The organism is Burkholderia cepacia, assembly GCF_001718835.1.
In the GTDB taxonomy this organism is placed as follows: Bacteria; Pseudomonadota; Gammaproteobacteria; order Burkholderiales; family Burkholderiaceae; genus Burkholderia; species Burkholderia cepacia_F.
On sequence record NZ_CP013443.1, the window covers coordinates 171793 to 196477 of the forward strand.

General features: G+C 67.9%; 23 protein-coding genes, 1 tRNA gene and 2 riboswitches. Of the genes, 8 read left to right on the top strand and 16 right to left on the bottom strand.

All coding sequences use genetic code 11. The features are described from left to right. Positions 1-13: 13 nt before the first annotated feature. The gene (locus tag WT26_RS04030; RefSeq protein ID WP_069272242.1) at positions 14-1717 is read right to left on the bottom strand and encodes a thiamine pyrophosphate-binding protein; all 1704 of its coding nucleotides are present in this window, start codon (positions 1715-1717) and stop codon (positions 14-16) included. Positions 1718-1985: 268 nt separating this feature from the next. Between WT26_RS04030 and WT26_RS04035 the strand changes: the two genes are divergently transcribed. From WT26_RS04035 to WT26_RS04050, 4 genes are all read left to right on the top strand, one after another. After that, entirely contained in the window at positions 1986-2444 is a 459-nt protein-coding gene (locus WT26_RS04035; protein WP_059983870.1) for a hypothetical protein, read from the top strand. Continuing rightward, positions 2441-2749 (top strand): type II toxin-antitoxin system mRNA interferase toxin, RelE/StbE family, encoded by a 309-nt coding sequence (locus WT26_RS04040; RefSeq protein ID WP_069269772.1) that lies wholly within the window; start codon positions 2441-2443, stop codon positions 2747-2749. Before WT26_RS04035 ends, WT26_RS04040 begins: the two co-directional genes overlap by 4 nt. Before the next feature lie 205 nt (positions 2750-2954). Then, the gene (vapB, locus tag WT26_RS04045; protein ID WP_069272243.1) at positions 2955-3191 is read left to right on the top strand and encodes a type II toxin-antitoxin system VapB family antitoxin; all 237 of its coding nucleotides are present in this window, start codon (positions 2955-2957) and stop codon (positions 3189-3191) included. Beyond that, the gene (locus tag WT26_RS04050; RefSeq protein ID WP_069272244.1) at positions 3191-3592 is read left to right on the top strand and encodes a type II toxin-antitoxin system VapC family toxin; all 402 of its coding nucleotides are present in this window, start codon (positions 3191-3193) and stop codon (positions 3590-3592) included. The genes vapB and WT26_RS04050 overlap by 1 nt, the downstream gene beginning before the upstream one ends. Positions 3593-3636: 44 nt before the next feature. On the opposite strand, the gene WT26_RS04055 is transcribed toward WT26_RS04050, so the two are convergent. The 7 genes from WT26_RS04055 to WT26_RS04085 all read right to left on the bottom strand — a co-directional run bounded on the left by WT26_RS04055 (position 3637) and on the right by WT26_RS04085 (position 12970). Then, positions 3637-5025, bottom strand: a complete 1389-nt coding sequence (locus WT26_RS04055) for an L-serine ammonia-lyase (RefSeq protein WP_059528035.1) — start codon at positions 5023-5025, stop codon at positions 3637-3639. A 30-nt stretch (positions 5026-5055) separates the two neighbouring features. After that, positions 5056-6192, bottom strand: coding sequence for an alginate lyase family protein (locus tag WT26_RS04060; RefSeq protein WP_059528335.1), 1137 nt, complete (start codon positions 6190-6192; stop codon positions 5056-5058). A gap of 150 nt (positions 6193-6342) precedes the next feature. Further along, positions 6343-9270 carry an aminomethyl-transferring glycine dehydrogenase gene (gene gcvP / locus WT26_RS04065; protein WP_059528038.1) on the bottom strand — a complete coding sequence of 976 codons (2928 nt, stop codon included), beginning with the start codon at positions 9268-9270 and terminating at the stop codon, positions 6343-6345. Positions 9271-9342: 72 nt separating this feature from the next. Further along, positions 9343-9723 (bottom strand): glycine cleavage system protein GcvH, encoded by a 381-nt coding sequence (gcvH, locus tag WT26_RS04070; protein ID WP_069272245.1) that lies wholly within the window; start codon positions 9721-9723, stop codon positions 9343-9345. 104 nt (positions 9724-9827) lie between these two features. Then, positions 9828-10946, bottom strand: coding sequence for a glycine cleavage system aminomethyltransferase GcvT (gene gcvT, locus WT26_RS04075; protein WP_059528044.1), 1119 nt, complete (start codon positions 10944-10946; stop codon positions 9828-9830). A gap of 84 nt (positions 10947-11030) precedes the next feature. Continuing rightward, a riboswitch (glycine riboswitch) is annotated at positions 11031-11164 on the bottom strand. Between the two features lie 31 nt (positions 11165-11195). Then, positions 11196-11297: riboswitch (glycine riboswitch) on the bottom strand. A gap of 108 nt (positions 11298-11405) precedes the next feature. After that, on the bottom strand, positions 11406-11795 hold the full coding sequence (locus tag WT26_RS04080) for a hypothetical protein (protein ID WP_069273688.1): 390 nt from the start codon (positions 11793-11795) through the stop codon (positions 11406-11408). 122 nt (positions 11796-11917) lie between these two features. After that, positions 11918-12970 carry an oxidoreductase gene (locus WT26_RS04085; RefSeq protein WP_069272246.1) on the bottom strand — a complete coding sequence of 351 codons (1053 nt, stop codon included), beginning with the start codon at positions 12968-12970 and terminating at the stop codon, positions 11918-11920. A gap of 373 nt (positions 12971-13343) precedes the next feature. Here WT26_RS04085 and WT26_RS04090 point away from each other — a divergent pair, with 373 nt between their 5' ends. Together WT26_RS04090 and WT26_RS04095 are read left to right on the top strand one after the other, a co-directional pair. Beyond that, positions 13344-15431, top strand: a complete 2088-nt coding sequence (locus tag WT26_RS04090) for a UvrD-helicase domain-containing protein (RefSeq protein WP_048025221.1) — start codon at positions 13344-13346, stop codon at positions 15429-15431. A gap of 137 nt (positions 15432-15568) precedes the next feature. Next, positions 15569-16594, top strand: coding sequence for an IS110 family transposase (locus tag WT26_RS04095; RefSeq protein ID WP_060092462.1), 1026 nt, complete (start codon positions 15569-15571; stop codon positions 16592-16594). 298 nt (positions 16595-16892) lie between these two features. Here the strand turns inward: WT26_RS04095 and WT26_RS04100 are convergent, their stop codons facing one another. Then, positions 16893-17774, bottom strand: a complete 882-nt coding sequence (locus tag WT26_RS04100; protein WP_069272247.1) for a c-type cytochrome — start codon at positions 17772-17774, stop codon at positions 16893-16895. A 251-nt stretch (positions 17775-18025) separates the two neighbouring features. Here WT26_RS04100 and WT26_RS04105 point away from each other — a divergent pair. Next, positions 18026-18101 (top strand) — tRNA-Arg (locus tag WT26_RS04105). Between the two features lie 54 nt (positions 18102-18155). Here WT26_RS04105 and WT26_RS04110 read toward each other — a convergent pair. The 7 genes from WT26_RS04110 to WT26_RS04130 all read right to left on the bottom strand — a co-directional run bounded on the left by WT26_RS04110 (position 18156) and on the right by WT26_RS04130 (position 23765). Continuing rightward, positions 18156-19187 (bottom strand): tyrosine-type recombinase/integrase, encoded by a 1032-nt coding sequence (locus WT26_RS04110; RefSeq protein ID WP_249023797.1) that lies wholly within the window; start codon positions 19185-19187, stop codon positions 18156-18158. Beyond that, entirely contained in the window at positions 19100-19549 is a 450-nt protein-coding gene (locus WT26_RS38325; protein WP_080403289.1) for a helix-turn-helix domain-containing protein, read from the bottom strand. The genes WT26_RS04110 and WT26_RS38325 overlap by 88 nt, the downstream gene beginning before the upstream one ends. Positions 19550-19558: 9 nt before the next feature. Beyond that, entirely contained in the window at positions 19559-19918 is a 360-nt protein-coding gene (locus WT26_RS35205; protein WP_080413459.1) for a hypothetical protein, read from the bottom strand. After that, positions 19915-22707: a toprim domain-containing protein gene (locus WT26_RS04115; RefSeq protein WP_069269775.1), complete on the bottom strand. Its 2793-nt coding sequence runs from the start codon at positions 22705-22707 to the stop codon at positions 19915-19917. The genes WT26_RS35205 and WT26_RS04115 overlap by 4 nt, the downstream gene beginning before the upstream one ends. A gap of 3 nt (positions 22708-22710) precedes the next feature. Continuing rightward, on the bottom strand, positions 22711-22974 hold the full coding sequence (locus WT26_RS04120; protein WP_059586359.1) for a hypothetical protein: 264 nt from the start codon (positions 22972-22974) through the stop codon (positions 22711-22713). 202 nt (positions 22975-23176) lie between these two features. Continuing rightward, the gene (locus WT26_RS04125) at positions 23177-23425 is read right to left on the bottom strand and encodes an ogr/Delta-like zinc finger family protein (protein ID WP_010095912.1); all 249 of its coding nucleotides are present in this window, start codon (positions 23423-23425) and stop codon (positions 23177-23179) included. Between the two features lie 124 nt (positions 23426-23549). Then, positions 23550-23765, bottom strand: coding sequence for a hypothetical protein (locus WT26_RS04130; protein ID WP_010095910.1), 216 nt, complete (start codon positions 23763-23765; stop codon positions 23550-23552). Between the two features lie 126 nt (positions 23766-23891). Between WT26_RS04130 and WT26_RS04135 the strand changes: the two genes are divergently transcribed. Continuing rightward, complete coding sequence (locus WT26_RS04135) at positions 23892-24347, top strand: helix-turn-helix domain-containing protein (RefSeq protein ID WP_155123057.1); 456 nt, start codon at positions 23892-23894, stop codon at positions 24345-24347. Positions 24348-24685 lie beyond the last annotated feature (338 nt).

The following is a 24685-nucleotide window of genomic DNA, read 5'->3' on the forward strand; positions in this document are numbered from 1 at the left end:
GCACGCTCCCGCGTCATCCGCCGCGCGCGCGGCGGCCCTGTTCGCGGATCTGTTCGAGGGTCGCGGCCGGCGTGCTGGCGTCCTGCGGGATGCGGATCTCGATCAGTGCGGGCAGCCCGCAGGTCAGCGCGCGTTCGAGCGCGGGCGCGAAATCGGCGGTGCGCTCGACGGTCTCGCCATGCGCGCCGAACGCGCGCGCATAGGCGGCGAAATCGGGATTCGTGAGCCCCGTGCCGTGCACGCGGCCCGGGTAGTTGCGCTCCTGATGCATGCGGATCGTGCCGAAATGCCCGTTGTTGACGACGATCGCGACGATGTTCAGCCCGTACTGCATCGCGGTCGCGAGCTCATTGCCGGCCATCATGAAGCAGCCGTCTCCCGCGAGCGCGACGACGGCGCGCGACGGGTACAGCGACTTCGCGGCGAGTGCGGCCGGCAGCCCGTAGCCCATCGCGCCGCTCGTCGGCGCGAGCTGCGAGCGGAAGTGCCGGTACGCGAAGTGGCGATGCAGCCAGATCGCGTAGTTGCCGGCGCCGTTGGTCAGGATCGCGTCGTGCGGCAGGCGCTCGCGTAACTGCACCATCACGTCGCCGAGCTGGACGTCGCCGGGCATCGGCAGCGGCGCATGCCATTCGCGATACGCGCGATGCGCGTCGGCGGCGCTGCCGGCCCACGCGGGGTGCGCGGGCGGCTCGAGCGCGGCGAGCGGCGCGGCGATCTCGGGCATCCCGGACACGATCGGCAGGTCGGCCGCATACACGCGGCCGAGCTCGTCCGCGCCCTGGTGCACGTGGACCAGCGTCTGGCGTGTCTTCGGGATGTCGAGCAGCGTGTAGCCGCCGGTCGTCGCTTCGCCGAGGCGCGGCCCGACCACGAGCAGCAGGTCGGCGTCGCGGATGCGTTTCGCGAGCGCGGGGTTGATCCCGAGCCCGACGTCGCCCGCATAGTTCGGGTGCGCGTTGTCGATCGTGTCCTGGTAGCGGAACGCGCAGGCCACCGGCAACTGCCAGCGTTCGACGAAGGTGCGCAGGTTCGCGCACGCGTCGGGTGTCCAGCCGCTGCCGCCGACGATCGCGAACGGCCGTTCGGCGCGCGCGAGCCGCTCGCGCAGCTCGTCGAGCTGCGCGGCCGACGGCGCGGCCGCGATGCGTTTCGCGGCCGGCACAACGGGCTGCGGCGCGCAGGCTTCGGACAGCACGTCCTCCGGCAGCGCGAGCACGACCGGGCCGGGCCGGCCGGCGGTCGCGACGTGGAACGCATGGCTCAGGTATTCGGGAATGCGGCGCGGGTCGTCGATCTGCGCGACCCATTTCGCCATCTGGCCGAACATCCGCCGGTAGTCGATTTCCTGGAAGGCTTCGCGGTCGAGGTGCTCGCGCGCGCACTGGCCGACGAACAGGATCATCGGCGTCGAATCCTGGAACGCGGTGTGCACGCCGATCGACGCATGCGTCGCGCCGGGCCCGCGCGTGACGAACGCGATGCCGGGGCGGCCGGTCAGCTTGCCGACCGCCTCGGCCATGTTCGCGGCGGCCGCCTCGTGGCGGCAGACGACCGTCTGGATACGCGCGGTGTCGTCCGCCAGCGCATCGAGTACGGCGAGGAAACTCTCGCCCGGCACGCAGAACACGCGTTCGACGTGATTGGCGAGCAACGCATCGACGAGCAGTCGCGCGCCGGTGGTGGCGGGCTGCTCGAGATCCTTGGAATGCGACATGGGCTGCCGTCTCCCTGGGTAGCGGGACGTACAGCTTACGCCGGTTCGGGTGCGGGTGAAAAGTGACGGAACGCGGGTGGGGGAAAGATCATCGGCTGGCTGGAAGGCCAGCTTGCGCGCGCTTGGCGACCGGTGAAAAGTACTGCGACGGACGCCGAGTCGAATCCCGACCCGGATCACTGAAGCCACGCTACCAATTAACAGTAAAATGGTCGACCATTCAATAGTAAGATCCCCTTCGGAATCATTGATGGGGGCAATCATCATCATGGCAACCGAAACGATCGACCAGAAGACGCTCACGCAGCTCGTCGAGGCGGGCGCCGTGCGCGACGCACACGTGGTCGGCCACGGCAACGGCTGGACCGTCGCGGCCCGCTATGGCGCGACCGAGCGCTTTCTGTCGGCCAGGCGCGGCGACGTGCGCGTGTTCCGCCGGTTCGAAACGCTGGTCGGATTTCTGCGCGACATCGGCATCAGCCGATTCGACGTGGACGCTTCGGATTTCGATCCCGATGCCGCCGGCCGGGCCACCCGGCCCGATCGCGCGGCCGCGCTGAAAGCGGCGCACGAGGCGGCTGCTTACGATCGCTGGTTTCGCGAACAGGTGCAGCAGGCGCTGGACGACCCGCGACCGTCGATTCCCCACGCCGAGGTCGAGGCCGAGTTTGCTTCGCGCCGTGAAGCGCTCCGACAGCGGATCGCTAAGCGTGGGGGCAAGGTTTGACGTTCGCGCTGCACTGGAATCCGAACGCGTGCGAGGATCGTGCGGCAATCATGGACTTCATCGGCCAGGACAACCCCGTGGCCGCGCTGGAGCTGGACGAACTGATCGATGAAATGGCCGAGGCATTGCCGGTGCGTGCCGAGCTGTATCGGCCGGGGCGCGTGCAAGGCACGCGCGAGTTGGTGATTGCGCCGAACTACGTGCTCGTGTATCGCATCCGGCAAGCCGAAGGCATCGTCGAGATTCTGCGCGTGCTGCATGCGCGACGGCAGTGGCCGTACCGAAAGAGGTCGGGGTTTGAATGATGCTGGCCGGAGCCTTTGTTGTGTGTTCGGGGGAGGGCGATGTGACCCCGAAGCCAATGCCGCCACGGGTACGCATTCCTAATCTATCAAGGATGCATCTTTTCCGATGTGGCAGTTGGTGTAGGCACATGTACACACATGGATTTACATTTTGCCGGAAGTGGACTAATGTACATCCATCGTACATCCGTATTTGGAGGTAACCATGCATACCACCCGAGCGTTCAGGAACGGCAACTCACAGGCCGTACGGATTCCGGCGGATCTTGCTTACGAGCGCAGCGACATCGAGCTCGAAATCGAGCGAGTGGGCGATGAAATTCGCATTCGACCTGCTCGGCGGCCGTTGACGGGTGTGCTCGAGAAGTTCGCGAAATTCGGGCCGGATTTCATGGCGGAAGGGCGTGGCGACCACGAGCAGGCCGACCGCGAGGGCTTGTGATGGCGCGCTACATGCTCGACACCAACATGTGCATCTATCTGATGAAGAATCAGCCGGAACAGGTCGCGAGACGATTTGCCCAGTGCTACACGGGGGACGTCGTGATGTCGGCGATCACCTATGCCGAGCTCGAGTATGGTGTCGCGGTCTGCGCGAATCCTGATCGCGAGCGCCGAAATCTCGCGGCGCTGATCGAGGACATTCCCGTCGCCCCGTTCGATGTGGCGGCGGCGCGGGCCTACGGGCCGGTGCGGGAGGCAACGCGGGAGCGCAAGAATGACCAGCTGGACAAACTGATCGCCGCCCATGCGGTGTCGCTCGACGTCGTGCTCGTGACCAACAACGAGCGGGATTTCGCGAGCTACCCGGGCGTGCGGCTGGAGAACTGGCTGAACGATTAGGAGCCGTTTCCGCTTTCAGTGGAAACGGCTCTCGCACACCGCCATCAGCACTCGACGATATTCACCGCGAGCCCGCCGCGCGACGTTTCCTTGTACTTCGTCTTCATGTCGGCACCGGTCTCGCGCATCGTCTTGATCACCGAATCGAGCGACACGTAGTGCGAGCCGTCGCCGCGCAACGCCATGCGCGCCGCGTTGACCGCCTTCACCGACGCCATCGCGTTGCGCTCGATGCAGGGAATCTGCACCATCCCGCCGACCGGGTCGCAGGTGAGGCCGAGGTTGTGCTCCATCCCGATCTCGGCTGCGTTCTCGACCTGTTGCGGCGTGCCGCCGAGCACGGCCGCGAGCGCGCCGGCCGCCATCGAGCACGCGACGCCCACTTCGCCCTGGCAGCCGACTTCCGCGCCGGAGATCGACGCATTCAGCTTGTAAAGAATGCCGATCGCGGCGGCGGTGAGCAGGAAGTCGATCACGCCCTGCTCGTTCGCACCCGGCGTGAAGCGCGTGTAGTAGTGCAGCACGGCGGGGATGATGCCGGCCGCGCCGTTGGTCGGCGCGGTTACGACGCGCCCGCCGGCCGCGTTTTCCTCGTTGACCGCGATCGCGTACAGGTTGATCCAGTCGATCATCGACAGCGGATCCTGCAGCGCACGCTCCGGGCTGCCCGTCAGCGTGCGGTACAGCTGCGGCGCGCGGCGCTTGACCTGGAACGGGCCGGGCAGGTTGCCGTCGGCATCCGGGTTGCCGATTCCGCAGCCGCGCGACACGCACGACTGCATCACCGCCCAGATCTTCAGCAGGCCGTCGCGCGTCTCTTCCTCGGTATGCCACGCGCGCTCGTTTTCCCACATCAGCTGCGCGATCGACTTGCCGGTCGACTCGGTCAGCGCGAGCAGCTCGGCGCCGGTGCGGAACGGGTGCGTCATCTGCTCGGCCGCGCTCAGCACCTTCGTGTTCGGCGCGCCGGCCGTCACGACGAAGCCGCCGCCGACCGACAGGTAGGTGCGCTCGACCAGCACCGCGCCGTTCGCGTCGCTCGCGCGCAGCTTCATCCCGTTCGGATGCTCGGGCAGCGCCTGGCGGTAGAACGCGATGTTCTCCTTCAGGACGAACGGCACCGGGTGCGTGCCGAGCAGCGCGAGCGTCTTCGACTGGCGGACGTCTTCCAGCCGCGCGTCGATCGTGTCGGGATCGACGGTGTCGGGCGCGTCGCCGAGCAGGCCGAGCATCACGCCGCGGTCGGTGCCGTGGCCCTTGCCGGTGGCGCCGAGCGAGCCGTACAGCTCGACCTTCACGTGGGCGGTCGCGTCGAGCATCCCGTCGCGCTCGAGGCCCTGGACGAACATCAGCGCCGCGCGCATCGGCCCGACCGTATGCGAACTGGATGGACCGATACCGATCTTGAAGAGGTCAAAGACGCTGACTGCCATTTCGATTCCTGCCTTGCTTTAAGAGTAGTGCTAGCGCGCCTGCAATGGCAGGCACGCGGCGAGCCATGCGGGCGGCGTTGGGGAAAGTTGCTGCGCGACGCGGGCGTAGCGCCCGTCGAGCCGCGCGGCCAGATGAAAGAGTTCGGTGGCGTTTTTCGGGTCCCACTGCCCCGTGTAGCCCGGCAGGCCGGCTTCGCGGCGCTTCGCGTCGAACGGCACCGGCGAATTCACGAATTCCTCGTGCGTTTTCTCGCCGAGCGCGTACGGCACGAGCCAGTCGAGCGCGGCCTCGAGGGTCGCACCGTTCGTGCCGCGCTCGCGCAGCCAGTTGCGGTTGAAGCGGCGCGCGGCGAGCGCGGCCGTCACCAGCGGCTGCAGGTCGTAGACCGCGTAGTGCAGCGCGTCGCGCTCCTCGAAGTCCCACGTCTTGCCGTCCGGGCCGATGTTGTCGGCGAGATGCTCGACGAACAGCCGCTGCGCGGCGTTCATCATCTTGCGGTCGCCGAGCGTGAACGCGGACAGCGCGATCAGCTTGATCCGGTGGCTCTGCCAGTTGTTGCGCCAGGTGCCGGTGAGCGGGCGTTTCTGCGCGTCGATCTGCGCGACATAACCGGCGCCGAGCTTCGCGATGAACGCTGCGGTCGCGTTGCGGGTCTTCACCGGCAGCGCGCTTGCCGTCATGTCGTACGCGACGATCAGGCTGTCGAAACGCGTCTCGTCGATCGGGTTGAAGCTCGGCTGGTAGGTTCCGACCCACGCGGACAGGAAGCGGTCGACGAGCTGCAGGTAGCGCGGCGCGTTCGTCACGCGCCACGCGAGCGCGGCATCGCGCATCAGGTCGAGATCCTTCAGCGCGGCGGCACTCTGGTCGTAGATGCCTTCGTGCGGCAGCGTGCCCTCGGTGTGCACGCGCGCCATCGCCTTCGGCTGCTCGCCGATGCGCGCGTCGACGCTGCGGATCAACGCCTGGACGCCCGGCTCGGCCTGTGTCGTCTCGCTCGCCTGCAGGGCCGGCGCCGCGCAGAAATTCATCGCCGCGCGCGCGCTGCCGCACGCGCCGAGGCCGGCCGCGGCCAACGACAGCGACGCGACGAACATCGGCACGAAGCGGCGCGCACGCGGCCGCCCTTGCATTGCACCATGGCCCGGAAACATCGGACGCACCATGCGGAACTCCTTCATTGGCTGGATCGCGTGTGATGTTAGCCGGATTGGCGCACAAACGTGCACGGGTTCGAGCGGCGAACAAAAAAACCGCACGCAACCCCGGGTTGCGTGCGGTGCGGTCACCATCGGATGGCTCCTGCCTCGTGTGCGTTATGCGTATTCCGACATCGGCACGCACGAGCAGAACAGGTTGCGGTCGCCGTAGACGTTGTCCGCGCGGCCGACCGGCGGCCAGTACTTGTTCGTGCCGAGCGACGCGACCGGGTACGCGGCCTGCTCGCGCGAGTACGCGTGCGGCCATTCGTTCGCGGTGACGACGGCCGCCGTGTGCGGGGCGTGACGCAGCGGGTTGTCCTCGCGGTCGGCGCGGCCTTCCTCGACCGCGCGGATTTCGTCGCGGATCGCGATCATCGCGGCGATGAAGCGGTCGAGTTCCTCCTGCGATTCCGATTCGGTCGGCTCGACCATCAGCGTGCCCGGTACCGGGAAGCTCATCGTCGGCGCATGGAAGCCGTAATCCATCAGGCGCTTCGCGACGTCGTCGACGGTGATGCCGCTCGACTCCTTGATCGGGCGCAGGTCGAGAATGCACTCGTGCGCCACCAGCCCGCCCGGGCCCGAATACAGCACCGGGTAGTGCGGCGCGAGGCGCTTCGCGATGTAGTTCGCGTTGAGGATCGCGGTTTCCGTCGCGGCGGTCAGGTTCTTCGCGCCCATCATCGCGATGTACATCCACGAGATCGGCAGGATCGATGCCGAGCCGTATGGCGCGGCCGACACCGCGCCGATGCCGTTTTCGTCGCGCGAATAGCCGGTCGAACGCTGGTTCGGCAGGAACTTCGCGAGGTGCGCGCCGACCGCGACCGGGCCGACGCCCGGGCCGCCGCCGCCGTGCGGGATGCAGAAGGTCTTGTGCAGGTTCAGGTGCGACACGTCGCCGCCGAACTGGCCCGGCGCGGTCAGGCCGACCATCGCGTTCATGTTCGCGCCGTCGACGTACACCTGGCCGCCGTGCGCATGCACGATCTCGCAGATTTCACGGACGTTCTGCTCGAACACGCCGTGCGTCGACGGATACGTGATCATGATCGCCGCGAGGTCCTTCGCGTGCTCGTCGGCCTTGGCCTTGAGATCGGCGATGTCGACGTTGCCCTGCGCGTCGCAGGCGACGACCACGACCTTCATGCCGGCCATGTGCGCGGAGGCCGGGTTCGTGCCGTGCGCGGACGCCGGGATCAGGCACACGTCGCGGTGCGCTTCGCCGCGCGAGGCGTGGTAAGCGTGGATGATCAGCAGGCCCGCGTACTCGCCCTGCGAGCCTGCGTTCGGCTGCAGCGACACGGCCGCGTAACCGGTGGCCGCGACGAGCATCTGCTCGAGCTGGTCGATCATCTCGCGGTAGCCGACGGTCTGCTCGGCCGGCGCGAAGGGGTGGATCCGGCCGAATTCGGGCCACGTGACCGGCAGCATCTCCGACGTCGCGTTCAGCTTCATCGTGCACGAGCCGAGCGGGATCATCGAGCGGTCGAGCGCGAGATCCTTGTCCGACAGGCTGCGCAGGTAGCGCAGCATTTCGGTCTCGGAATGGTGGCGGTTGAACACGTGGTGCGTCAGGTACGCGCTTGTGCGCTCGAGGCCGGCCGGCAGCGCGGCGACGCCGGCAAGGCCGGCATCGAGGGCATCGACGGCCGGTGCGGTGCCGCCCGCGGCCTGCGCGAACACGGCGAGGAGATCGGCGAGGTCGTCGCGCGTCGTCGTTTCGTCGACCGACACGCCGACTTGCGTGTCGCTCACGCGGCGCAGGTTGATGCGCTTGGCCTTCGCGAATTCGTGGACCTGCGCGGTGCGCGCGCCGGTATCGATCGTCAGCGTGTCGAAGAACGTGTCGTTGACGGTCGCGAAGCCGAGCTGCTTCACGCCGGCGGCGAAGAGGGCCGCGATGCGGTTCACGCGCAGCGCGATCGTCTTCAGGCCGTGCGGGCCGTGATAGACCGCGTACATGCTCGCCATGATCGCGAGCAGCGCCTGCGCGGTACACACGTTCGACGTCGCCTTCTCGCGGCGGATGTGCTGTTCGCGCGTCTGCAGCGCGAGGCGCAGCGCGGGCTTGCCCTGCGCGTCGACCGTCACGCCGACGAGGCGGCCCGGCATCTGGCGCTTGAATTCGTCACGCACCGCGAGATACGCGGCGTGCGGGCCGCCGAAGCCCATCGGCACGCCGAAGCGCTGCGTGTTGCCGATCGCGACGTCCGCGCCCCAGTCGCCGGGCGGCGTCAGCACGGTCAGCGCGAGCAGGTCGGCCGCGACGACCACGTGGCCGCCGGCCGCGTGGATCGCTTCGGTGAGCGCGCGGTAGTCGCGCACGTCGCCGTTTACGCCCGGGTACTGCAGCAGCACGCCGAATGCGTTAGCCTGCGCGGCGTCGGCGGCCGGGCCCGTCCTGACCTCGATGCCGACCGGCAGCGCGCGCGTGCGGATCACTTCGAGCGTTTGCGGCAGCACGTCGTCGGCGACGTAGAACACGTTCGATGCCGGCTTGCCGGTGCGCTGCAGCAGCGTCATCGCTTCGGCCGCGGCGGTGGCTTCGTCGAGCAGCGACGCGTTCGAGATCGCGAGGCCCGTCAGGTCGGCCACCATCTGCTGGAAGTTCAGGAGCGCCTCGAGGCGGCCCTGGGAAATTTCGGGCTGGTACGGCGTGTAGGCCGTGTACCACGCCGGGTTTTCGAGCACGTTGCGCAGGATCACCGCCGGCGTGTGCGTGTCGTGGTAACCCTGACCGATATACGAGCGGAACACCTGGTTCTTGTCCGCGAGAACCCGCAGCGCGGCGAGGGCTTCGGCCTCGCTCTTCGGCTGCGCGAACGGGCCGAGCGGCAGCGTTTCGGCGCGGCGGATCGAGGCCGGGATCACGGCGTCGATCAGGGCGGCGCGCGACGCAAAGCCGAGCGTGTCGAGCATGGCCTGCTGGCTGGCGGCGTCGGGGCCGATGTGGCGTTCGGCGAACGCGTCGTGCGTTTCGAGCGCGGCGAGCGAGAGGGGCGTGCGGTTCATCAGGCGGTCCGGGTGTTCGAGCTTCATGGCAATCCTGCGGTCGCGGCGCGCGGCCCGTGCTGCCGGGCCGGCGCGCCGCGCGATTCGTGAGTAGTTGGGTTAGCCGACCAGCTTCGCGTAGGCGGCGGCGTCGAGCAGGTTGTCGGTCGATGCGCCGTCGGCGAGCTTGATCTTGAACAGCCACGTGTCGTACGCGTCGCTGTTCACTTCTTCCGGCGTGTCGACGGCGTCCGCGTTGATCGCGACCACCTCGCCCGACACCGGCGAATAGATGTCCGACGCGGCTTTCACCGATTCGACGACGCCGATCGCGTCGCCCGCCTTCACCTGCTTGCCGACGGCCGGCAGTTCGAGGAAGACGATGTCGCCGAGCGTGTTCTGCGCGTGATCGGTGATGCCGACCGTCAGCGTGCCGTCGGCTTCGGTGCGGATCCACTCGTGTTCGTCGGTGTACTTCAGATCGGCCGGGACGTTGCTCATCGGATGCTCCTGAATAGAAAGGGTGTGATTCGTTGTTCGGGCGCGTCGCGCGGACGCGCCTGGTGCGGGTCGCCGGGCGCCATGCCGCCCGGCCCTCCGGGTCGTTACGCAGCGAGGACCTTGCCGTTGCGCACGAACGGCAGTTTTACCACGCGCGCGGGAAGATTCTTGTCACGAATTTGCACCTGGACCAGGTCGCCGATCTGGACGGCCGCCGGCACGCGCGCGAACGCGATCGATTCCTGCATCGACGGCGAGAACGTGCCGCTCGTGATCTCGCCTTCGCCGTGCGGCGTGACGACCTTCTGGTGTGCGCGCAGCACGCCGCCCGCCTTGCCGTTTTCCTTTTGCAGGATCAGGCCGACGAACGCGGCGCGGGTGCCGTTTGCTTCAAGGGCGGCGCGGCCGACGAAGTCGCGCGGCGCGCTGAGGTCGACCGTCCATGCGAGGCCCGCGTCGAGCGGGGAGACGGTGTCGTCCATGTCCTGGCCGTACAGGTTCATGCCGGCCTCGAGGCGCAGCGTGTCGCGCGCGCCGAGCCCGCACGGGCGCACGCCGTTCTGCTGCAGCGCGTTCCACAGCGCTTCGACGTGTACGGCCGGGACGATCACCTCGAAGCCGTCTTCGCCGGTATAGCCGGTGCGTGCGACGGTGAGATCGCCGAACGGCGTGCCGGCGACCTGCGCGGCGTTGAACGGCTTCAGCTCGCTCGTCGCGGCGCGCGCGGCGGGCACGGTCGTCCAGACCTTTTCGCGCGCGTTCGGGCCTTGAACGGCGACGATCGCGAAATCGCGGCGCGGCGCGATCGTGACGCCGTAGCCGCCTTGCTCGTTCAGCTGGTTGAACCACGCGATGTCTTTCTCGGCCGTGCCGGCGTTGACGACGACGCGGAAGAATTCTTCGGTGAAGTAGTAGACGATCAGGTCGTCGACGACGCCGCCCTGCGGGTTGAGCAGGCACGAGTAGAGTGCCTTGCCGGGCGTCTTGAGCTTGCCGACGTTGTTCGCGATCGCGTGCTCGAAGAACGCGCGCACGCGGCTGCCGGTGAAATCGACGACGCACATGTGCGACACGTCGAACATGCCGGCGTCGGTGCGCACGGCTTCGTGTTCTTCGATCTGCGAGCCGTAGTTGACGGGCATGTCCCAGCCGCCGAAGTCGACCATGCGGGCATTGAGCGCGCGGTGCGCGGCGTTGAGCGGGGTGTGATTCAGTGCAGTCATCGAGGCCTCAGGCAAGGCGCTTGCGCGCGGATCAGAACGGCCATGTGCCGACCACCGCGGCCGACGGCCTGCGAGCGATCCGGTACATGCCCCTCTGTCCTCGATACCTGAGAGATTGCGCTGCCGGCCAGGCCTGGCGAACGCGCGCCCCTTCGGTGGGCAGCCTGCCCGCGCAGCCTAGGCGCTGCGGGCTACTGCCGCTCTCCAGAGTGCGAAGATCGCGGCCTGCGACGTGCGCAGGCGGGATGCTTCGACGCGGTCGGTCCTTTTGCCTGAGAGTTTGCGGGTGTGCCCCTTCGGCGGCGCAACCGGCTGGAACAGCACGGTCACACGCTCTCCCGACGCGTGCGGGCGACTGTACGCGAGCGGGTGGGCCTTGTCAATTTGAGCAAAAGAATGTCGCTTCGCGACAAGCGGCGGCACGGCGCCGCCGCGTTTTTCGTCCGGCCGCGGCCGGCGTCACTCGCCGATCGCGCGCGCGGCCGTGTCGAGTTCCTGGTTCAGCACGCGCTGCTCGTCGCCGGACAGGCCGCCGCTGTGCTGCGCGGACATGTCGTTCGCTTCCTGGCGGATCACGTCGAGGCGGTGATGAAGCTGCGCGCCGTACGGCGGCGGGTAGTAGCCGCCGTTCACGCGCGCGTCGATGCGGCGGTGCAGGTTGTCGATCCGGCCCTGGATCTGCTGCGCGCGCTCGAAGCCGACGACCTGCGGACTGGGTTGCGGAACGACTTGCGGAGCGGGGCGGGGCGGTGGCGGAGGCGCCGGGCGACGCTGCTGCGGCTGCACGATACAGGCCGCAAGCGAGGAAACCAGGACGCAGCACGCTGCTGCGCGAATCAACCGTTGCATCAACATTCTCCAGACGGATTGGTGTCGGATCGACTTTTTCGAGAAACGCGTCAGACCGGTAGGACGCTGACTTTCGTTCCCCCGGCATTTGTAACCGAATGTTCCGGCGCGACGCGGGCCGTTCAGACGATCTTGCGCACGAACGGCAGCCGGCGGCCGTCGTGCTCGCTTTGCGCGGCGAGCTCGATGATCGTCATCACGTCGACGGCATCCTGCGCGGTGACCGGGAACGGCGCGCCGTCGCGGATCGACGCGGCGAGCGCGCGGTAGAACTCCGCGTACTGGCCGTCGAGTGTCGGCACCGGGCGCTCGACCTCGACCTCGCCGTCGAGCACGCGCAGCAGGCCGGGCGGGTTGCCGCCGCCGAATTCGACGTCGTCCGCGGTGAGGCCGGCCTTGAGCTGGTCTTCCTGCGTGTCGAGCCCGAACTTCTGGTAGCTGCCGCGTGTGCCGTGCAGCGTGAAGCGCGCGGGTTCGATCGCCGACAGCGCGCTCGCATGCAACGCCACTTCCTTGTCCGGGTAGCCGAGCTGCAGGTGCACGAAATCGGGCGCCGTGCCGTTGTCGCGACGGGTCTTGACGGTCGCGCCCACCGTTTCCGGCAGGCCGAACAGCGCGAGCGCCTGGTCGATCAGGTGCGGGCCCAGGTCGAGCAGCAGGCCGCCGCCGCGGGCGGGCTCTTCGCGCCAGCGCGTGCGCGGCGTCGGCCGGAAGCGGTCGAAGTGCGACGTGACACAGGTGATGCGACCGAGCTCGCCCGATTCGACGATGCGGCGCACGGTGAGGAAATCGCCGTCCCAGCGGCGGTTGTGGAACGGCGCGAACAGCCGGCTGCGCGCGTTCGCGAGCCGCGCGAGCGCGAGCGCCTCGTCGGCGGTGAGCGTGACGGGCTTGTCGACGACCACGTGGCGGCCGGCTTCGAGCACCTGGCGCGCGAGCGCGAAGTGCGTGTCGTTCGGCGTGGCGATCACCACGCATTCGATGTCGTCGAGGCCGAGCAGCGTGTCGAGATCGGGGACGACGCGCGCGCCCGGATACGCGGCCTGCGCGCGATCGGGCTGCCCCGTTGCGATCGCGGCGACTTCAGTGCGGCCGCTCGTGGCGATCACCGGCGCGTGGAACGTCGCGCCGGCGAAACCGAAACCCATCAAACCAATCCTGAGCAATGACGACATGGCGATCCTTGGCAACAAGCGAAACGTGAGGACGGCGCACCGTAGCGGCGCGAAGACGACCGGCTATTTTGGCACGACGGCGGTCTGGAATCCGGCGCGATTTTTGCGCTCGCGCACGTGGCTATATAGAGGGGCAATGGCCCGCGGCCGCTGATTGTCGCGCAATCGCCGCCGCGCGTAGCCGAATTGGCCGAACGGACAGGGGCGCATGCGCCCGTCCGCCCGCACAGCCCCGCCCGGCGCGGCTCCGGAATTCGCCGCCGCGGCCGTGTTAACATGCGCGTCCTGCCCGTGCGTCCGCATGCCCGACCCGGCGCCCCGCGCGCGGCATCCTCCCGGCGTTCCGCCGTCAACCGCAACACCATCCGCCATCATGTCCGCAGGCCTCAATCCCGCCCAGAACGAAGCGGTGCGCTACCTCGACGGTCCCTGTCTCGTGCTCGCCGGCGCGGGCAGCGGCAAGACCCGCGTGATCACGCAGAAGATCGCGCACCTGATCGAAGCGAAAGGCTTCGAGCCGCGCCACATCGCAGCCGTCACGTTCACGAACAAGGCAGCCGCCGAAATGCGCGAGCGCGTGGGGAAGCTGCTCGAGGGCAAGACGCTCACCACGCCCGGCAAGGAGGGGCGCAAGGTGCCCGTCAACCAGCTCACCGTCTGCACGTTCCATTCGCTGGGCGTGCAGATCCTGCGCCAGGAGGCCGAGCACGTCGGGCTGAAGCCGCAGTTCTCGATCATGGATTCGGACGACTGCTTCGGGATGATCCAGGAGCAGCTCGGCACGACCGACAAGGGGCTGATCCGCAAGATCCAGAGCATCATCTCGCTGTGGAAGAACGGCCTGATCATGCCCGACGAGGCGATGGCGATCGCGGCCAACGAGGACGAGCACCAGGCCGCGCTGGTCTACCGCAACTACGTCGCGACGCTGCACGCGTACCAGGCGGTCGACTTCGACGACCTGATCCGCCTGCCCGCCGAGCTGTTCGCGAAGAACGAGCAGGTGCGCGACCGCTGGCAGAACAAGCTGCGCTACCTGCTGATCGACGAGTACCAGGACACCAACGCGTGCCAGTACGAGCTGCTGAAGCTGCTCGCGGGCCCGCGCGCAGCGTTCACGGCCGTCGGCGACGACGACCAGGCGATCTACGGCTGGCGCGGTGCGACGCTCGAGAACCTCGCGCAGCTCGGCAAGGATTTCCCGAAGCTGCACCTGGTCAAGCTCGAGCAGAACTACCGGTCGACGGTGCGCATCCTCACCGCCGCGAACAACGTGATCGCGAACAACCCGAAACTGTTCGAGAAGAAGCTGTGGTCCGAGCACGGTATGGGCGACTCGATCACCGTCACGGCGTGCAACGACGAGGAGCATGAAGCCGAATCGGTCGTGTTCCGGCTGTCCGCGCACAAGTTCGAGCGGCGCGCGCAGTTCCGCGACTACGCGATCCTCTATCGCGGCAACTTCCAGGCGCGCATCTTCGAGCAGGTGCTGCGGCGCGAACGCATTCCGTACGTGCTGTCGGGCGGCCAGTCGTTCTTCGACAAGGCCGAGATCAAGGACCTGTGTGCGTACCTGCGGCTGATCGCGAACGCCGACGACGATCCCGCGTTCATCCGCGCGGTCACGACGCCGCGCCGCGGGATCGGCAACACGACGCTCGAGGCGCTCGGCTCGTTCGCGGGCCAGGCGAAGGTGTCGCTGTTCGAGGCCGTGTACATGGGCGGCATCGAGGCGCGGCTGTCGGCGCGCCAGGTCGAGCCGCTGCGGATGTTCTGCGACTTCATCCAGCGCCTGACCGAGCGCGCGGACAAGGAGCCCGCGACCGTCGTGCTCGACGACATGATGGAGGCGATCCACTACGAGGCGTACCTGTACGACGCGTTCGACGAGCGCCAGGCGCAGTCGAAGTGGCAGAACGTGCTCGAATTCCTCGAATGGCTGAAGCGCAAGGGCACCAAGCCCGAGACGGAGGCCGTCGACGGCGAGGCCGAAGGCTTCCACAACGCGGACGGGCTCGCCGATACCGGCAAGAACCTGCTCGGCCTGATCCAGACCGTCGCGCTGATGTCGATGCTCGAGGGCAAGGACGAGGATCCGGACGCCGTGCGGCTGTCGACCGTCCACGCGTCGAAGGGGCTCGAGTATCCGCACGTGTTCCTGGTCGGCGTCGAGGAAGGCATCATGCCGCACCGCGGCGGCAGCGAGGACGACGGCCCGATCGACAACGAGCGGATCGAGGAGGAGCGCCGGCTGATGTACGTCGCGATCACGCGTGCGCAGCGCAGCCTGCACCTGAACTGGTGCAAGAAGCGCAAGCGGGCGCGCGAGACGGTCGTGTGCGAGCCGTCGCGCTTCATTCCGGAGATGGGGCTCGACGATGCGCCGCCGCCCACCCCGGAAGAGGCGCCGATGTCGCCGAAGGACCGGCTCGCCAGCCTGAAGGCGTTGCTGCAGAAGTGATCGCGGCCGCCGCGTGACGGACGGCCAGACAAAACCCCCGCGATGCTTGTCGCAGCGCGGGGGTTAATAGGATGGTCAGCCCGATCCTCGCTCAGTGGACTACGCTGAGTGAGGATTTTGTCCTTTTGGGGGCCATCATGGACACGGTATCGCTGATCGGCATCGATCTCGGCAAGCACTGCTTCCACCTGCATGCGCAGGATGGGTCGGGCAGGATGGTGTTGCGCAAGAAGCTCACGCGCAATCAGATGTTCACGCTGCTGAGCAATTTTCCGAGTTGTACCGTGGTAATGGAAGCCTGCGCCGGTGCTCACTGGATCGCACGCCGACTTCAAACGCTAGGCCATGAGGCCAAGTTAATCTCCCCCCAATTCGTCAAGCCGTTCCGGCAAGGCAACAAGAACGATTTCGCGGATGCTCAGGCGATCTGTGAAGCCGCTTCGCGCCCGAGCATGCGTTTCGTGAGCCCGCGTAACGAAGCGCAGCAGGTCGTGTCGGCGTTGCACCGCGTGCGCGAGGCGCTGGTGCGCAATCGCACCGGTACGATCAACCAGATTCACGCATTTCTGTTGGAGTTCGGTATCAGCCTACCGCGTGGCATGGCAGTGATGCGGCGATTACCGGCCGTACTGGAGGCGGAAGCGTTGCCGCCCAGGCTGGTGGCCGTGCTCGAACGCCTGCAGGCGCATTTCAAGTATCTGGACGAGCAGATCGGCCAGGTCGAACACGAGCTGCTCACGCAACTGCACGAAGACGAACGCAGCGAACGGCTACTGGAGATTCCCGGCATCGGCCCGATTACTGCCAGTGTGTTGATGTCGGAATTGGGCGATGCCCGCCAATACGGCTCAGCGCGTCAGTTCGCGGCGTCGATCGGCTTGGTACCTCGGCAATACAGCACGGGCGGCAAACCCACGTTATTGGGCATCAGTAAGCGCGGCGACAAAGGCTTGCGGAGACTGCTGGTGCAATGTGCGCGGGTCATCATGCTGCGCATCGAGCGCCGAACGGATTCCTTGGGCGTGTGGGTCCGCAGTCTACTGGCACGAAGGCACTCGAACGTGGTGGCTTGCGCTCTGGCCAATAAATTGGCGAGGATCGCCTGGGCCATCCTCGCCAAAGGGACACACTATCGAAGCGCGCCGGCGGCTCTGCCGGCCTGACGCTTCCCATCGCTTACAGCTTCAGTTTCAGTCGTCACACCTGGTTTTGCGACGCGAGATACGTGAAGGCATAAACGACTCAACGGCCGGGCAAGTAACCTGACACAAAAATCAGCATGTCGATGCTGAGGGGTTTTTGAGGTTTGCCCGGTGCGGCTCCCATCATGGGGCGGGATCTTTCCCATCCACAACCCCGGATAGATTCGAGCAAGTCCACTTTAGGTCAACGCTGCCTCGCTTGCAAAAATCGGGCTGACCATAGATTTTCATTGGGCCGACGCGGGCGTTACTTCGGGCGTTACTTCGCCGAGTTGACCATGTAGTCGACGGCGGCCTTCACGTCGGCGTCGGATGCGTTCGACCCGCCCTTCGGCGGCATCGCGCCCTTGCCGTGCAGCGCGTAGTTGTAGACCGTGTCCATCGAGTCCTTCAGGCGCGGCGCCCAGTCTTCCTTGCTGCCGAACTTCGGCGCGTTCAGTACGCCGGTCGCGTGGCAGGCCTGGCAGACCTGCGTGTACAGTGCCTTGCCGGCGGTTGCGGCATCGGCGCTGGCCGGGGCGGCCGCCGGTTGTTCGCCGGCCTTCGGGATCGCGGCGATCGCGGCCTGCGCGGCGGCGATCGCGGCGTCGGCGGCGCCCGACGCGGGCGCGGCGCCGGCAGCCGCCGTCGCATTGGCGGCCGGTGCGGCCGGTTCGGGGAAGTTCGCGCCGTCGTTGTTCGCCATGTAGACGATCGCGCGGGCGATTTCATAGTCGCTGACGTCGTCGGGGCTCGTGCCGCCGCGCGGCGGCATCGCGCCCTTGCCGGCCAGCGCCGTCTTCAGCAGCGTGTCGAAGCCTTGCGAGATGCGCGGCGCCCAGTCGTCCTTGTTGCCGAACTTCGGCGCGCCGGCGGCGCCCGTGCCGTGGCAGGTCACGCAGACGGCCTTGTAGACTTCCTCGCCGGTCTTGTACGTGCGGGGCGCATTGGCGTCCTTCACTTCGACCTGCGCGAGCGGGGCGATACGCGCGGCGACCTGCTCGTCGGATAGCGCATCCGTGCCGGCGCCGGAACGGAACGCAACGTTCGCGTAGGTGGCGAACAGGACGATCAGGATGATCGGAATCGCGAACGACGCGATGATGACGGCAATCAGCTGCCCGGGAGTTTTGACGGGAGATTCGTGGGGTGCTTCGCTCATGCTTGCCTCGTCTCCGTGAATAGGAATTGTGAGCGCGGTGCAACGGCAAAATGGCAGTCCAATGAAGCACGGACGATTATAGACGGAACGTTTACATCACGGCGAGCGGCGCGATGGCGCGTGTTTACCCGCACGATCGCCGCCCGGCGGGCGATTTGCCGGCATGGTGGACGCATCATGGGAAACCGAGTATCCTTGCCGTCTTGCCAATCGTGGGCGGCCTGTATACTGGGGTCGTTTCACTGTCACACGCGCCCGTAGCTCAATGGATAGAGTACTGCCCTCCGAAGGCAGGGGTTGCTGGTTCGATCCCAGCCGGGCGCGCCAAGTCTAGTAAGACTCTCAGCGGTTTCCTCCCTTCGTCAGGCAGCATCGTTGCAGCTAGATTGCAGCCAGCATCGGCGCGGGCTCGGCCGTCAGCGGCGTGACCCACTGCGCCAGGTGGTCGGCCGACAGGTGCGCGTACCGCTGCACCATCTCCATCGTTTCCCATCCGCCCAGTTCCTTGAACACCTGGAGCGGCGTGCAGCGCTGCACGTGCCAGCTCGCCCACGTGTGCCGCAGGTCGTGCCAGCGGAAGTCGCGGATGCGCGCACGCTCCAGCGCCTTGCGCCACGCGGCCGTCGTGGTCTGGTAGACCGGCTTGCCCTGGTACACGAACACGCTGTCGGTGAAGCCGGGCGCGCGCTTCGTCGCGCGCTGGCGCAGCAGCACGGCGATCGCCGTGTCCGACAGCGGCACCGTGATCGCCTTCTTCGCCTTCGCCTGGTCCGGGTGGATCCACGCGACGCGCCGCGCGAGGTCGACCTGCGACCACTGGAGCCCGGTCACGTTCGAGCGGCGCAGCCCGGTCTCGAGGCTGAAGCGCGCCATGTCGGCCAAGTGGTCGGGCAGCTCAGCGAGCAGCCGATCCGCTTCCGCCGGCGTCAGCCAGCGAATCCGCTTCGACACGACCTTCGCGCGCTTCGTGACCGGTGCGCGATCCAGCCATTCCCACTCGACGGCCGCGTTCAGCACGGCCTTCAGCACGCCGAGCACGCGGCGCACCGTGCCGTCGCTGACGGTCCGGCCGGTCTCCACGTCGCCGTGCCGGGTGCGCACCACGCGCGGTTCCCGCCGTTTCGCGAGCGCGATCGCGTCGATGCGGTTCCGGTCGATGTCGGCCAGCGCGACGCCGGCGAGGTGCCGGTCGAGCCAGCGCAGATGCGTCTTCGACGTTTCCAGGCTCGGCAGCCCGTCGCGCTCGATGACGTACCGGACGACCGCGTCGTTCCACGTATGGCGCGGCTTCGCGCCGAGCCGCGCCTGGTTCCACAGGTCCACCTTCAGCCGGTCGTGGAATTCCTGGGCCTGCGCTTTGTCGCGGGTGCCAGTGCTTCCCTGTATCGGCGTTCCGCCGCCAGGGGGGTACAGCTTGTATTGCCAGTTCGGGCTGGTTTTTCGTTTGTAGAGCGACATTCGTTCACTTCCTCCGGCGGTTCGCCCTGCGCCGCTCGCGGGAGCCATTCTCCGGCGAGGTAGCGCTGCAGGGCAGCGATCGAGAACATCCAGCGCTTGCCGACCTTGCGGCCCGGCAGCGCGCCGGCCTTGGCCTTCAGGCGCACCGTTTCAGGGTGCGCGCCGAGCAGGGCCGCCGCGCCGAACAGGTCGACGGTCGCCGCGGGCGCGGCTTCGGCGTGCCGCGCGCCTGGGGGGCAGGCAGCGCAACTCGTGGAATGGTGGCTTGCACGAGAAATGGTCATAACGCATTGATTTTCATGGTTTTTGTTTGCCATCAGTTGCCATCATTCACGCGTGGCGGCCCCGCAAGACTCATGGCGCGAAAAACGGGCAGCGCGGGCGACCGATGGCGACGCGCACGCGACTCGTGGCGTGCGTTGCCGGCCGATGCCTGCCGCTTCCCGGTTGTCTTTCTTCTTCTTTTTCAATGAGTTGAAGAAAAAGAAGAAAGAGACGGGCGCGGCCGGCGCGAAACCCGGACTCGTGGCAAAAACGGCCCGACACATGGCGGATCCGGCACCACGCGCGGCGGCAGTTCGTTCAGGAATCAAGGACTTGCAAGCGGGCACCCGCGAAATCCACGATTCGCGCGCGCTGCCTGCGGGTTCCCCGCACTCCGGCCGGTTCAGCCGGTCGCGGCTCATGCGCGGCCTCCGTGCATTGCGTCGGACGCCAGGTCTTCGCGCACGGACACGTGCAGGCCGAACGCGGCCAGGCGCTCGAGCGACACCGGCGTCAGGTACGGCACGCGGCGCATGTAGATGCGGCGCTCGACCTCCTTCTCGCCGACCACCACGCCGGCGTGCTTGAGCTGCGCCTTGAACACGCGGTCGGACTTCACCGGCAGGCCGTTCCACTTGTCACGCAGCGCGCTCGTGTGCGCGAGGTGATCCATCACGTGCCCGGTGCGCAGCAGCAGGCAGAACTCGCCGTCGACGGTGTCGAACGTGTACGGGTGCTTGTAGTTGCCGCCGTCGATCTCCGACAGCACGGTTTCCATGATCCAGACCCATGGCTCGCGATCGGCGCTCGTCTCGGCGACGTGGCCGTTCATCTCGGCGATCAGGTCGCGCGGGAAGTCGCCCTCGCTCGGGTCCATCCCGGCGAACTCGCACAGGTAGCGCCACGCCAAGGCGACTGCCGCATAGTTGCCCGCCATGCGCCGCGCGCCGTCGTCCTCGCCGCTCGCGCGGCAGCTGGCGAGCGCCCGGTCGCGCAGCGTCGTGTACTGGTCGGCCACGGCGCGCTTGTCCAGGCCGGCGAGGAATTCGAGCCATTGCCGGACCGGGAAGCGCGGCAGGTCGTCGGGCAGCAGCGGCCCGCGCTTGCCGGTCAGCGTCGTGCGCACCAGCTTGCCGAGCAGGCTGCGCACCGGCACGTCCTCGCCGGCCAGCATCACGGGCGCGCACAACAGGTATTCCGTCATGTCGGCGCCGCGCCGCGTCACCGTGTACTGGTAGTTCTCCTGCAGCAGGCCGACGGCCTTGTCGATCACGTCCTGCCGGCGCGCGGACAGTTCCTCCCAGCCGACCGGGTGGCTCGTGTGGCTGATGCTGGTGAGGAGCCGGAATTCGGTCTGCAGCGACTGCCCTGAGAACATCGTGAACGCGAGCGAGCGTTCGAGCCGCTTGATCAGCGTCGACTTGCCCGCGCCCTTGTTCGCCTGGATCGTGAGGTGCGGCCAGAAGCCGAGCAGCGCCTTCAGGTGGCCGCCGAGCGCCCACACGAGCGGGATCGTCGCGGCGTTCTGCCGGAACGTCGTCTGGTACGCGGCGATCACGCGGCGCGCGTCGCTGGCGAGGCCGCTCGGGAACGTCAGGTTGTGATACGGGCACTGCTTGTCCGCTTCGGTGAAGTAGCAGTCCGGGCCTTCGTTGACGATCAGCCGGCCGTCGCGCCATGCGAGCCCGACGAAGTTCGCGGCCTGGCGCGCGCCGAGATCCGCGCCGCGCTCGAGGATGTTCACCATCCGCTTGAACGGCGCCGGCGCCCAGATCGGGCCGAACTTGCCCCACTGGTCGACGTTGTGCAGCTGGTCGTCGAGCATCACGCGGCGGATGAGCTGCGCGCCGTGGCGCGGCGCCTGCACCGACACGGCGAAGTAGACGGTCGGCGCCTGGTCGGCGTCGCCCGTCATCGTCGACGTCGCGCTCGCGACCGACACGCGGCTGATGCCGGCGATGCGGAAACCGCACAGATCAGTCATGACCGGCGTTTCGACGCCCGATTCCTCGTTGCGGTCCATCTTCGTGATGTAGCTGGTGAAGTCCGGCCGCACGCGGAAGCGCCAGTACTGCGCGAAGTCGTGCGGCGGCAGGAAGATGCGCGGCCGGCCGCGGCGCGTCGCGTCGCCGGGCAGGCCCGCGATCAGCCACGGCTCGAGCTGCTCGAGCGCGCGCGCCAGCTCGGCCGGGCCTCGCAGCTGCAGGAAGTCGTTCACGTCGTTGATCGGCTTCTGCGTCGTCTCGCCGTTCGCGAGGTCCGCGAGCCAGCCGGCCTGGTCGACCAGCACCGCGCTGACGTTCAACGCAGTGAGCCGCTCGTGCAGCGCCCACGCGGCTTCCGGGCCGGGGCGGTGGCCGGCGCGCGGGTGGCCGTCCGCGAACGGCGCGTCGTTGTCGAGGCAGATCACGACGTGCTTGCCGCGCAGGAACGCGAAATCGATGCGCTCGACGTTCGCGAGGCCGCGCAGCGCGAGCGCGGCGGTGCCGGGCAGCGCGCAGGTGTCGACCGACAGCGCGTTGATCGCGCTTTCGACGATGATCACGCGCTTCGCGCTGTCGAGCCGGCGCGCGTCGGCGGTCCAGCCGTAGCCGGCCTTGTCGCCCTGGGTCTGCGTCTTGACGCCGCCGTTCAGCGCGGGATCGACGTAGCGCATGTCGACCGCGACGACGCGCGCGTCGCCCGGCGCGCGCACCACGAATGCGGCGGCTGGGCCGCCGTGGCCGACTTCGCCGGCGGCGACCTTCGGGCTCGTCCACGTGTTGAAGCCGAGCGTGCGCGCGGCGATCGCGGCGTCGATCGCCGGGGCCGCGATGCCGCGGCCGCCGAGGTAGCCGCGCACGCGATCGCGTTCGGCGAAGCACCGGTCGGCGATGTACTCGACGGTGGATTTCTCGCGGCGCTCCGCCGGCGCCGGGCGCTCGGGCGGGAGGCCGTAGGCGTCGTGCAGGTAGCGCACGGCGTCGGCGACGGTGCCGCCGCGCGCATGGATCACGAGGTCGATGCACGAGCCGCCGGCGTCGGCGCTGTGGTCGCGCCAGCCGGTGCCGTGCTTCGGGTGGTTCACGTAGATCGACAGGGACGGGCTGCGGTCCTCGTGCCGCGGCGAGTGGTAGAGCGCCCGCTCGCCGCCGCGGCCGCGCTTCAGGCCGAGGCGGCCCGCGAGGTCGTGCAGGTCGATATGCCGTTTCAGTTGGTCGATCGAAGCCATCGTTTATTGCTGCTGGTCAGGTTGCTGCCGGGGGTGTTGCGCCGGATTGCCGGTCGTGGCGGGCGACGCGACGAGCGCGCGCAGCGCGGCGGCGGATTGCGGGAAGCCGAGCGCGAGGCGATCGCCGAGGGCCGCGATGAAGCAGGCGAGCGCGCGTTGCCGCGCGGCGCTGTCCGGCGGGTTGTCGAAGCTCGGCACGTCGGCGGCTGCCGCGATCGCGGCCCGCAGCGCCGTGTCGTGCGGCGCGGGTTCGAGGAAGCGGTTCATGCGCGCGCCTCCCCGGCGAACGTGCAGGCGGGGTGCGCCGTGCGGCGGCAAATCGAGTGGCCCGCAGGCCGCCGGACGGCGTGGCCAGGAAGGGGCGATGCAAGGGTCGGGAACATGACGTGTCCTTTTCGACGGCAAAAAGAAGCCCTCGCGCCGTTCAGGCGCGATGCGAGGGGCCAGGCAGGGGGCGGGGGTTAGGGCGTCAGACGGGCAGCTCGAGCTGCGCCGCGAGGCGCTCGCGCACGTGCGGCGAGAGCGGCAGCTGCAGCGACAGGTTCGGGATCGCGGACGGCGACAGCGTGCGCGCGAATTCCATGTTCACGACGTACGTGTGGCCGCACTCGGGGTTCGTGCACTGGAAGGTGATTTCGCGGAAGGTCAGCGACATTTCGCGGCTGCTGCGCGCGGTGGCGCGCGTGCGGCAGTGCGGGCAGCGGTTCAGGATTCGCATGGTGTCTTGCTCCGTGCGGCCGGCGCGATGCAACGTTGGCCGATTGGCGAGTGGGCGTGTGCGCGCACGTGGTCCAGAATCGACACGTCGCGTGCGGGATCGGGGGACATGAATGCGCGCCGGTTCAATGGCGCGCGGTGCGCGAGCGCGGCGCGGCGATCGCGCGCAGATGGCTCGCGCCGATGCGGATCAGCTCGCGCGCCATGCTGGAAATCGAGCGGTTGCGCTGCGCGGCGAGCTGCTCGAGCTCGCCGCGCTCGGTCGGCGTCAGCCCGACGTAGACGGGCTTGTTCGACATCGTGCCGCGCGGCGAACGGCGTGGGCCTTTGGAGGTGGTCATGGTCGGTATACTTTGTTGAGATAGTCTTGCGTTACGGTAAGGCTAGTCTAATGAGCAAAAAACGACGCGTCAATTGTTAATGGGTAATTTATGACACAAATCGGGAGTCGCTTGCGAGACGAGCGCTTGCGGATCGGACTCAGCCAGGATGAGTTTGCGACCGTGGGCGGCGTCGCGAGACGCTCGCAGTCCGCATACGAGTCGGACGAACGCTCTCCCGACGCGGCCTATCTGCTGGCCGTTCGCGAGATCGGCGTCGACATCGGCTACGTGCTGACCGGCGAACGGCTCGCCGTCGACGGAGCGGCGGCGGAGCAGGGCGAGCGCGACGCCGACGAGGCGGAAGTGCTCGCGATGTACCGGCAGCTCAACGAAGCCGGCAAGGCGTCGCTGCATGCGTTCCTCGCCAGCTGCATCAACACGGGCGCGATGCTGCAGACGGCGACGCCGCGGCGCGCGAAGCGCCTGTCGGAGAATCGCCGCGCGGCGCTCGACCAGCGCACCGCCGAGAACGTCGATCGCGCGATGGCCGAGCTCGAGCGGCTGAAGGCCGAGCGCGCGGGGAAGGAACCGAAGAAGTAGGTCGCGGCGCCGCGCGCCGGTCTGTTTGCATCCGGCTGCCGCAAGCGGCGGCCCGGCCGGCGTCGGCGTTCCCGCTTCGCCGTCGTCACGCCATCCCGGCATCGGCGAAATCCCGCCGTCCGTTCCCTTGAAATTCCTGTCGCCCGCGGACCAGGCGCATGCTCCCGCGCGCGGGCACGCGCGGGGCCGTGGCGTTCGGACGTTTCGCAAACGCATCGGATAAAATCCGAACAATCACTGTATATCCATACAGTATTGGTTTAGCATTCTGAAAGCCGGCGAGGCTGGCGATGGTGGGAAATCCGAGGCTACCCCCGTCGCGTCAGGCGGCCCCGCCG